7 protein-coding genes are annotated in these 10,090 nt (G+C 46.4%); 2 read left to right on the forward strand and 5 right to left on the reverse strand.

Annotation, left to right across the window (positions count from 1 at the left end):
- Positions 1-393 precede the first annotated feature (393 nt).
- From RIM23_RS23760 to RIM23_RS23770, 3 genes are all read right to left on the reverse strand, one after another.
- Complete coding sequence (locus RIM23_RS23760; RefSeq protein WP_446369935.1) at positions 394-2,163, reverse strand: peptidoglycan D,D-transpeptidase FtsI family protein; 1,770 nt, start codon at positions 2,161-2,163, stop codon at positions 394-396.
- Between the two features lie 114 nt (positions 2,164-2,277).
- Entirely contained in the window at positions 2,278-2,700 is a 423-nt protein-coding gene (locus RIM23_RS23765) for a hypothetical protein (protein ID WP_446369937.1), read from the reverse strand.
- Between the two features lie 284 nt (positions 2,701-2,984).
- Entirely contained in the window at positions 2,985-5,144 is a 2,160-nt protein-coding gene (locus tag RIM23_RS23770; protein ID WP_446369939.1) for a GAF domain-containing sensor histidine kinase, read from the reverse strand.
- Between the two features lie 397 nt (positions 5,145-5,541).
- Here RIM23_RS23770 and RIM23_RS23775 point away from each other — a divergent pair, with 397 nt between their 5' ends.
- Entirely contained in the window at positions 5,542-5,694 is a 153-nt protein-coding gene (locus RIM23_RS23775) for a hypothetical protein (RefSeq protein ID WP_446361774.1), read from the forward strand.
- 151 nt (positions 5,695-5,845) lie between these two features.
- Positions 5,846-7,561, forward strand: coding sequence for a glycosyltransferase family 39 protein (locus RIM23_RS23780; protein ID WP_446369942.1), 1,716 nt, complete (start codon positions 5,846-5,848; stop codon positions 7,559-7,561).
- Positions 7,562-7,647: 86 nt separating this feature from the next.
- Here RIM23_RS23780 and RIM23_RS23785 read toward each other — a convergent pair whose 3' ends face one another.
- Positions 7,648-8,631 carry a heme o synthase gene (locus RIM23_RS23785; protein ID WP_446369944.1) on the reverse strand — a complete coding sequence of 328 codons (984 nt, stop codon included), beginning with the start codon at positions 8,629-8,631 and terminating at the stop codon, positions 7,648-7,650.
- 92 nt (positions 8,632-8,723) lie between these two features.
- Positions 8,724-9,659 carry a COX15/CtaA family protein gene (locus RIM23_RS23790; protein WP_446369946.1) on the reverse strand — a complete coding sequence of 312 codons (936 nt, stop codon included), beginning with the start codon at positions 9,657-9,659 and terminating at the stop codon, positions 8,724-8,726.
- Positions 9,660-10,090: the final 431 nt, after the last annotated feature.

Consider the following 10,090-nt stretch of genomic DNA (forward strand, 5'->3'; position numbering starts at 1 on the left):
CCTCTGGAGTTATCTAAATTAGGCTCAATACTTGGTAGTTTTCTACGGGTGTTTGGTTTAAGTATTGCCGCAAGGATAGATAATTGTAAGGTGTGTCGCGGAACTAAGAATCCCCGCACTTATAGGGCGGGGAGTGTCAAGCTACTTGGATGAACCTGACCCAATCGGATAGACTGGCTTTGCCCTCCTGAATCCAATCCGTAGGAACTCTCAAGAAACACGTTCTGACCGCTCCCTAATCATGCAATTGCTTACTCAGACTACTGTGTGGCTGCTTATTTAGGGCTTGCTGCACAAGTGAAGAAACCCTGACCCATCAAGGTGATTAGCCAGTCCGCGCAGGCGGACTTTGTTTGTGTAGCAGCGATTTTAATCGCCGTGGCAAAATGACAGTCATTCTGTCGCTATTGTTGGCTGACTTGGCGGAATCTGCTCGATCGCAATTAATGCTTCCATGACTGACTTAACAATCGGTGCAGCTACCGTAGAGCCAAAGGCATTTCCCTTCGGTTCATCTACCACCGCCATCACCACATAACGGGGAGAATCCACACTTAAAATTCCCACAAAGCTGGTAATTTTGGCATTAGTAAAATACCCCCCCGTGGGACTGGCTTTCTGAGCTGTTCCCGTCTTTCCCGCCACTCGATACCCTGGAATGTCAGCCGTTTTTCCCGTTCCTTCGCTAACTACTGTTTCCATCATTTCCAGAACGTTCTGGCAAGTGGCGGGCGAGAAGATGGGGCGGGGCGCACTCAGACGTGGTTGCCAATAAAGCTGACCTTGACTATCAAAAAGTCCCTGTACAACATGAGGCACAACCAACTTACCCCCATTGGCTAACGTAGCATGGAGTTGAACAAGTTGAAGCGGCGTTAGGGAAAAGCCTTGACCAAACGCTGTTGTTGCTGGTTCGATCGGGGAACTGGTAAACTTTTGCTGGTTTTTGAGCTGTCCGGCGGTTTCAAATGGCAAATCTGTTTCCAGTTTCTGTCCCAATCCCAATCGTTCTAACCAACCATAATAAACCTCCGGCTTCATTTGTTGCATCATCCGCACCATTCCCACGTTGCTGGAATGTTGCAGGATTTGCGCGGGATCGATCATGCCACGAGCTTGTTTGTCATAGTTAGAAATGGGCCACCGACCGATCTGAATCGAACCTGTATCGTTGAATACCTGATCCGGACGAACAGCCCCAGATTCCAGCGCGATCGCTACATTCAAAGGCTTAAACGTGGAACCCGGTTCATACAAATCTGCCAATGCCCAATTTTTAAACAAACTAATGTCAGAGGTATAGAATTGGTTCGGGTTATAGGTTGGCTCTGACACCAACGCTAACAAGGAACCATCCCGGGCATCCATAACAATTACAGTACCTCGTTTGGCATTAAATTCCTTAATTTTTTGCTTGAGCGCAGAACGTGCAGCACGTTGTAAGCGACTATCTAGGGTCAGTTGCAACCGCAGATCATCAGAGTGGAGAAATCCTTCTGGAATATGATCAGGCATCAATGTCCCATTACCCGACCGACTCATTCGCAGCGTGCGAACTTCTCGTTCTAATAATTTTTCCTGAGAATACTCAATTCCTGCCTGACCTTGATGATCAACGTTGACATACCCGACCACATCGGCAGCTAACTCTTGCTGAGGATAAAGGCGAGAATATTTAGGAATCAGTTCAATCCCATCCAAGCTTAATTGAGCGATTTTGTTAGCCACATCTTCAGTTAATGAGCCGCTAACTCGAATTCCCGTATTTCTTTTGTTAAATAGCATTTCCAAATCCGCAGACGAATTATCCAGAATTGGCGCTATCTGAGTGGCTATATTTTGTTTAGGCAGTTTAAACAATTTGGGATGAACATAAAGGGTATAGACTCGCCGATCCACCGCCAAAACAGTGCCATTACGGTCAACAATTGAACGACGGGGAATAAACGGACGCATATAAATCATCTGCTGTTGCCGTGCTTTTTCTTCCAAGCTGGGAGAGATGACAACTTGCAGCCGATATAGATTAAATAAAAGCCCAAAACTCCCTGCCATCATGATTGCCCAAATTAACAGCAATCTAAACCCAGGACGTTGAAAAAGTTTTGACCCAACGCTAGGCTTAAGGGCATGGTTTGGTTCCTTCCCTTTGCTTAAGGGCATGGTTTTAATTTTTGAGTTCTGCATTCGATTACTCATCCTGCCCAACTAAAGTTTAGAGATTAGCTAGGCACAATAAATATATTATCCCCCCTGTCGCCCTATCCCCCTGCAACCTTAGTATCCCAAAGGAGTCTTTGCCAAAGTTTCTGGCTCAGGCTTCTGATTCGGAGATTCCCGGAATTGGCGCTGAGGTGCCGGAGGGAGCAAAATGGTATTGGCGGTAGTGGGTGTCACCAAACCTGTAGCTGGGCGTTCCGCTTGTTGAGCAAGTTGATCTTTGATGATTTCATTCGTCGTTGTCAGGTCACGTTCATTGCGTTGTAGTGTTCCCAATTTCCGGTATTCTTGCGTCCACTGCTGCTGGGTATATACAGTCCAGGAATAAATGGTTAGTGTGGCAATACCTAGGATCACGGTGATCACATCTGAACCGCGTTGCAGGATCATCAGCGATCGCAGCCAGCCTGGAGTCCGCTCTCGTGAGGTATTAAGCCGTTCTACTTTTTGCTGGCTGGTTCTAGACTTCAGGGGGGACAAGTGGTTTGATCGAGATGAGTGCACCCTCGAGTGAACTGGAACTTGGCGAGAGGAATGACGTTGAATTGGAACAGAGCGAGAGACAGCATTCATGAGCTTATGGCAGATATTTGCATTTTGAGTTTTGTGTAGGAGCAGGCTTTACTATTATCATTTCTTACTTCACAAAGGATGCGACTCGTGAGAGTCCCAACCGAGTTTTGAGTGCAAGAGTCTTGGCTATTGACTGTTGAGTGGGAAATTTCTTTTATGTTTTCCCATCTCCCCCATCTTCCAAATCTCCCCTATCTTTCCTGTAAACTCGCTTGGGCGACTTCCCGTGAAAAATCAGAATCCGGATCGGGGGATTGAGAGGACGAGGGACTCGATTGGATAGCATGAGGATGACGCACTGGGATTTGCAAAATAAACTCAGTCCCTTGACCGGGTTGCGATCGCACGTCTAATTGACCCTGGTGTTGGTTGACAATGGTTTGATAGCTCACGGTTAAACCCAAACCTCTACCTTCTCCAACGGCTTTGGTTGTGAAAAATGGCTCAAAGATACTCGATACAATGTCTGGATTAATCCCTGCACCATTGTCAGCTATACTAATTTTTACCCGATCCTCTTCCGCTGAAGGGATGCTGGGTAGCCATTGCGTTCGCAGGGTTATTATTTTATCAGAATTAGGGGAACGATCAAGCGCTTCAATGGCATTTGTCAGAAGATTAAGAAATACCTGATTGATGGGCTTAGGGTAACATTCAACATGGGGGAGGTTATCGTAATACCGCTCTATCTTGATCCTGTTGACAAATTGGTTGTGCAGGATTAATAATGTGTTTTCCAAAGCGGCGTTGATATCGATCAGTTTCAACGAGGCTTCGTTGTGCCGCGAAAATCTCTGTAATAACTGTACGATTTCCTGGATTCGCTGGGTTCCCGATTGCATGGATTGCAAAATTTTTGGTAAGTCCTTGCTTAAAAAATCAATTTCTACCTCCTCTAAGATGTTTTCGAGGGTCGGTGAGGGATTGGAATATTCAGTTTGGTAGGCTTGCACTAAGCGCAGCAAGTCATTAACATAATTTTCTAGGTAAGGAATATTGCCATAGATGAAACTGATGGGATTATTAATTTCATGAGCCACCCCAGCGACCATTCTACCTAAACTGGACATTTTTTCACTCTGAATCAGTTGGACTTGGGTCAGTCGCAGTTCTTCAATCATTTCTGCCAGTTTTTGGGCTTGCATGGCATTATGTGCCGCTTGTTGCTGGGTGCGGGTATATAAATATGCCTGTTGTAGAGAAATTGCTAGCTGATCGGCAACAGCTTGTGCTAGTTCTTGATCGTGTTTTGACCAATAGCGAATGTAAGCACATTGATTGAGATACAAAATGGCATAGAGTTTTCCATGGGCTTGCACCGGAACCACTAATGAGGATTTGATTTGGGCATGTTGGTATTCTTCGTTGTTTACATCAATCCGCTCATCCTGGGTTACATCAGGAATCACTACAGCCTGTCGGTGCTGAATAATCCACTGTGTAATCGGGCCATGGGGATTGAATGTATCCTTGCAAGGGGCAAAGGGTTGGCGATACACCTCATAGAGATGGTTCTGGTGTAATGAATCGCTGTTATTCCTAGTGATTGGGGTTTCTCGGTTGACAGATGGTACATCTGAAGTCTGGTAATCCTCCACTAAATGCACCAAGCATCGATCCACTGCCAACGCTGACCACATCTGGGTAATTGCTTCCGTTAATATGGTCTGGGGGTCAAAACTCTGGCGAGTTTGGCTAGTAATATGATTAACGAGCTGCTCCCGAATGGCTTGGTTCTGGGTTTGTTCATAGAGTTGGGCTTGACGGATGCCAATTTCTAAGGATTCTGCTATCGACTCTAAAAATTGAATTTCTGGAGTTGCCCAAAACCGGGGTTGTTCACAAAGACAAGCAATAAATCCAATTCCGTTTTCTTTACCTGTGACCGGGATCAATAAGTTTGCCTTATATCCACAGAGGGGGAGATAGGGGACGAGTGATGGGGGATTGGCAGAGGATTTCTGTAAAAGCCGTTGAATTCTCCATCGTAGTCCTGTGGGTGTCAAGTGCGCTGTTCCGTGATTAACGATCCTTTTCCCTTCTGCGATCGCCCGTGCTAGAGTGCCAAAATATTCCAATGGATATTCTCCCAAATATGAAGGCTGATGCTCATGCTGACGGCGTTCGCAGACAATCTCAACTTGCTCCCGTTCTTCCCAATACCAGAAAAAACTACAACAATCAAGTCGAAGCAACGCCGCAATTTCGTCTACGGCTGTTTGCACAACAACTTGCAATTCCAGGGAATTACGGATACGATCAACGATTTTCTGGGTTAGTGCTGCTTGCCTTGGGGGATACTTGATCCAAGCTTGGATCGATTGAAAAGCGTGATAAAAATTAGAAAACACAATGCATTCCTTAAACAATCCTCCGCACCCACCTTGACGGCTTGTCCTGATTTTATCGGCTAAACCGCAAAAAAACCCTATATTAACAATTATGCAGCTAATTTAGTCATACTACGTAATTCTTCAGAATTTATCTGAATCATAAGTAACATTCCGACAACTAGGTCAGGTAAGCGGGTGAATGTCATTCCAGCCTATCTTGGCATCTTCCTTCACTCTCAAGGCAAGTAAAGCGGCGTGTAAGCGCAGTGTAGCGAAGTGCCAACCCTGATCGGTTAGAGTGGGTTGATTCTAGTTGGATTAAGGAAAAAAACAAGTAGTCGTGTTAAAACTATAAAGTTATAGTAAGCTAACGTAACGTCTAATTTGACGCAGACCTTAACAAAAGGGGGAGTGTATGACTAAAAAATTACTGAGTTTGCTGCTGGTGTTGGCTTTGGGAGCTACTTTGGGCGCTTGCCAAAATGACCCAGGCGTAAACGATACTGAACCAGGCGGTGGAGAAGCCACAGAGTCTCCTACTGAGTCTCCTACTGAGTCCCCTGAGTAGCCTAGCCACAGTAGAAATGCCATAGCCCATAGATCGCCTGATCTTCTTCGCTTGAAATCCTAAGCCAAAGCGCGATATCGAGACATTCTTGTCAGGTATCGCTTTTTGTTTTCCACCTCGGCACTAGCTTCTTTGCCGTGAACCATCAACCATGAACTCTAAACAACAACGTTGGTTGCACTTGGGGCTACTGATGTTATGGATAGCCCTGGGTACAATCCTGCGCTTGAGTCGTCTTTTGTCTCTACCCCCGTGGACAGATGAATGTGCCACGATGGTCTTTAGTTTAGGTAACAGTTTTCAAACCGTGCCACTGAATCAATGGATTGGTGCGGATGTCTTGCTCTCTCCTTTGCACCCTATAGTTGATGCAGATATTAGTTCAGTTGTCAACCATTTAATCCAAGAAAGTACCCATCCACCCATTTATTTTGTCCTAACCCATTGGTGGATAAAGTTCTTTCCCACCGATGACGGATTGGTATCATTATGGGGGGCGCGATCGCTCTCAGCATTGTTGGGAATTGCTGCTATTCCTAGCCTATTCGGTTTGGGGTATCTGGCGTTTGGTTCTCGGTTAGTCGGTCAAATCGCCGCCGCAATGATGGCGGTTTCACCTTATGGGATTTTTCTCGCCCAAGATGCACGTCACTACACCTTGGCGATTTTATGGGTGATTGCGTCTTTATCCTGTTTAGTTGTGGCAATTCAGGGTATCCACCGTGAGGAACCGTTATCAGTAGGAATGGGATTAGTGTGGGTGGGTGTCAATAGTTTGGGAATCGCCACCCATTATTTTTTCAGCTTAACCCTCTGTGCTCAAGGGGTGGTGCTGTTGACGCAGGCTTGGCAACAGGGAAGAAAAGATCCTCAGATTTTGGCGCGGAAGCATTGGCGGCGTATCTATGGGGTTTCGGTAGGAACGCTTATCGGCTGTTTAGTCTGGCTACCGGCTTTATACAGTATCTACGGTAGCGAACCCACAGCCTGGATAGCTGACGGGGATTTAACCGGTGAATGGTTAGCACCCATCGGGCGGCTGTTAATATGGGGGCTGAGTATGATCCTGTTGCTTCCTACCGCCACAACTATTTTGCCGATTGGGATTGTTGTCTTGTCTGGTATCGTGACGGTGTTATTTACCGTTAGCCTAATACCGAAACTTAGTAATGGTTGGAAACTTCAACAGCATTTTCCTGATCGCCGTTTAGCTTTGCAGGTTTTCAGGGTATATTTAGTGAGTGCGATTGCTTTAGTCTTTGGCATCACCTACGGTTTAGGTATGGACTTAACCCTAGGGGCACGGTTTCAGTTTTTTTACTTTCCGGCTGTGATCCTGGTATTCGCCGGGATACTCGCTGGAGTTTGGCAGCAGGAGACGTTCGATCCAGCTTCGGGGATAAAGCATAGCAAAGCAATTGTGGCAATGATTTGGCTGATGGGATTAATCGGAGGATTTACTGCAATTGGGAATGTAGGATACTTACAAAATCACCGTCCCGATTTACTTGCACCCGTAATTCAAGACGCTTCTCAATCTCCCATATTCATTGCCACCACTCACAAGCATCATGGACAAACCGGACGACTGATGGGGTTAGCTTGGGAATTTAAACAGTTATCGGATAGGAATGGTTCGGTTCAATTCTTCCTAGCCGATCGCGATCCCCAAAAGAGAACCTATACAGACGCGATCGCACTCTTGCAAAAAACCTTAACTGAACTGTCACGCCCCTTCGATTTATGGTTAGTGGATTTTCGGACTAAGGTTGATTTAGACGCGCAGCATTGTTTTCGGGATCACTTATCTGGGTCATGGGCTGGTGAATATAAATATAAACTTTATCGTTGTTTGGCAGAAAAATAATGGGGCTTATTCAAGTATCTCACCAACCCGTTCAGGTAGTAGAGACGTAAGGCGTGGAACGTCTCTACCACAGTTGGATAATTTCCTTAAACCGGAAACGGCAAAAACGGGATAGAACTCACAAAAGTTTGTAAATTGTCAGCTAAAGCTGTCGAGAGTTGCTGGGTGATCGGTAAACTATCAACCACGATGCCAGTACACAAAAGCATCATGTACAGAATAGAGTATTTAAACAGTCCTCGAGCCAGTTGGTTACTGGTTGGGTTTTGTAATAACTGCCACGCTTTTTGCAGAAAAATACTCCCCAACAACAGCGCGATCGCGCCATAAACGACACCCGATACCTCTAACGGATAAATGAATAACAGCGACGCGGGGACAACTAACAACGTGTAAACCCAGATTTGACGGGTTGTAGACTCTTCACCTGCTACTACAGGTAACATGGGAATTCCGACTTTGGCGTAATCCTCGCGAATCATCAAAGCCAGCGCCCAGAAATGGGGAGGAGTCCACAAAAAAACGACAGCAAACAGTAACCAGGCGGGTAAACTCAACTCTCCCGTCACCGCCGCCCAACCCACCAGCGCTGGAATCGCACCTGCAGCACCGCCAATCACAATGTTCTGGGGTGTATGGCGTTTGAGTAAGTGGGTGTAAATCCCCATGTAGAATACAATACCCGACATTGCCAATAATGCAGCTAGAAGATTGGCAAATACAACCAATAGGGTAAACGATGCCGAGGCTAAGGCGAAGGCAAATAACAAGGCATCACGAGTCTGTATCCGCCCTGAGGGAATTGGACGGTTACGGGTGCGTAGCATCTCATAATCGATATCACGATCATAAATGCAGTTGAGGGATTGAGCCGAAGCAGCGGCTAAGGTTCCTCCAAGCAGGGTAATGAGTAGCAAAAAGGGATCAACTTGCCCCTCAGATGCCATCCACATCCCGGCGGCTGTCGTAATCAACAGCAGGGGAATGATACGAGGTTTTGTGAGTTGGTAGTAGCTCTGAATCACTTGCCGAACGTTGTCATGTTGACGGGATACAGTTGTCCCAATCATTGAACACCAATTCCTTTTTGTTGAAACACTACGTACACTTTGACACAATCGTCACTTTTATGCTGTAGGGGCATAAGGAGACTTCCTCAAGGCTATAGGCTGGAATTTTCCACGGCTAGCCCAGTGGTGCGATCGCGTAATGCCAAAACGGTAAAGACAAGCAAATCTCCTAGTAATGCCGCACCTACGGCTTGATGGGACACGGTTAGGGGTTCAACCTGTAGGTGTAACCAGAACGTCGCCACTCCCAGAAGAATCTGTAAAATGACTAATCCACCAGCCAAATTGGCTAACTGTCGCAACAGGGGATGGAGGGCAGGTGTGCGCCATGCCACAATGACAAGAGTCAAGGTGGCTAACGTAGCTGGGACTACACCCGCAATGTGACTATTCATCACGGTGCAAAGTTGAGAAGCGCCAAAACATTGATGTAATGCCCAACGGGAAGCAACCAAACCCCCCAACAAGCTTTGTAAGTAAACCAAAATAGCTGCCGTCAAACCCAGCCACGGTAAGCGTCCAACCGCTCCTGTACCCTTGTAAGGCATGAGGGATGTACCAATTATCAGTAAGGTTGAGAAAAACAACAAGGCTGTACCCAAGTGAGCCGTCACAATATCAAACCGTAACAGTTCGGTAACCGTTAAGCCACCCAAGACACCTTGAAACACAATTAAACCAAAGGCAAAGGTTGTTGCCCAAGGTAGCCACTTGGGTAAAAAACGGCGATCCCACCACGACAAACCCATTAGGGCGATCGTACTGACGCCAATTAATGCAGCATCGAGGCGATGGAACCATTCCAAAAAGACTTGAAAATTCATTTGCTGACTTGGCACTAACTGTCCGTAGCACAGGGGCCAATCGGGACAAGCGAGTCCAGCATTCATCACCCGCGTCGCACTTCCTATTGCCATCAACAGCAATGTAGCGATCGCGATTTTCCAAACAAGGCGGCGGTTACGATCCCTGGCTTGGGAGCGATCGGGGGACTTAATCGTAAGTTGATGAAGGACGGATTCAGTCATAGCACTCATTGCTAATTAACTCTATCAAACCCTGAGTACCAACTCATGAGGTAAGGCTCAGGCACAGCTCATTTTCTCCGATGAACTACTCACACGATAACGCGCCAGCACCTAATCTGGTTGAGGAGGGGATGGGGGATGTGGGGAAGTGTTGAGTGTTGAGTGTGTAGGGGTGGGTTTCACTACTATCATAATAGAGACAACAACAGCCTAGCAAGGTTATGGCTAAAAACAAAAAGCCTAGGGGAGTACAACAAATGTTGCTACACCCGCTCTGTTGCACCTCTACGAATTGACACTCCCCGCCCTATAAGTGCGGGGATTCTTAGTTCCGCGACACACCTTACAATTATCTATCCTTGCGGCAATACTTAAACCAAACACCCGTAGAAAACTACCAAGTATTGAGCCTAATTTAGATAACTCCAGAG

The sequence above is a fragment of the Coleofasciculus sp. G3-WIS-01 genome, from assembly GCF_040223135.1.
Lineage (GTDB): Bacteria > Cyanobacteriota > Cyanobacteriia > Cyanobacteriales > Coleofasciculaceae > Coleofasciculus.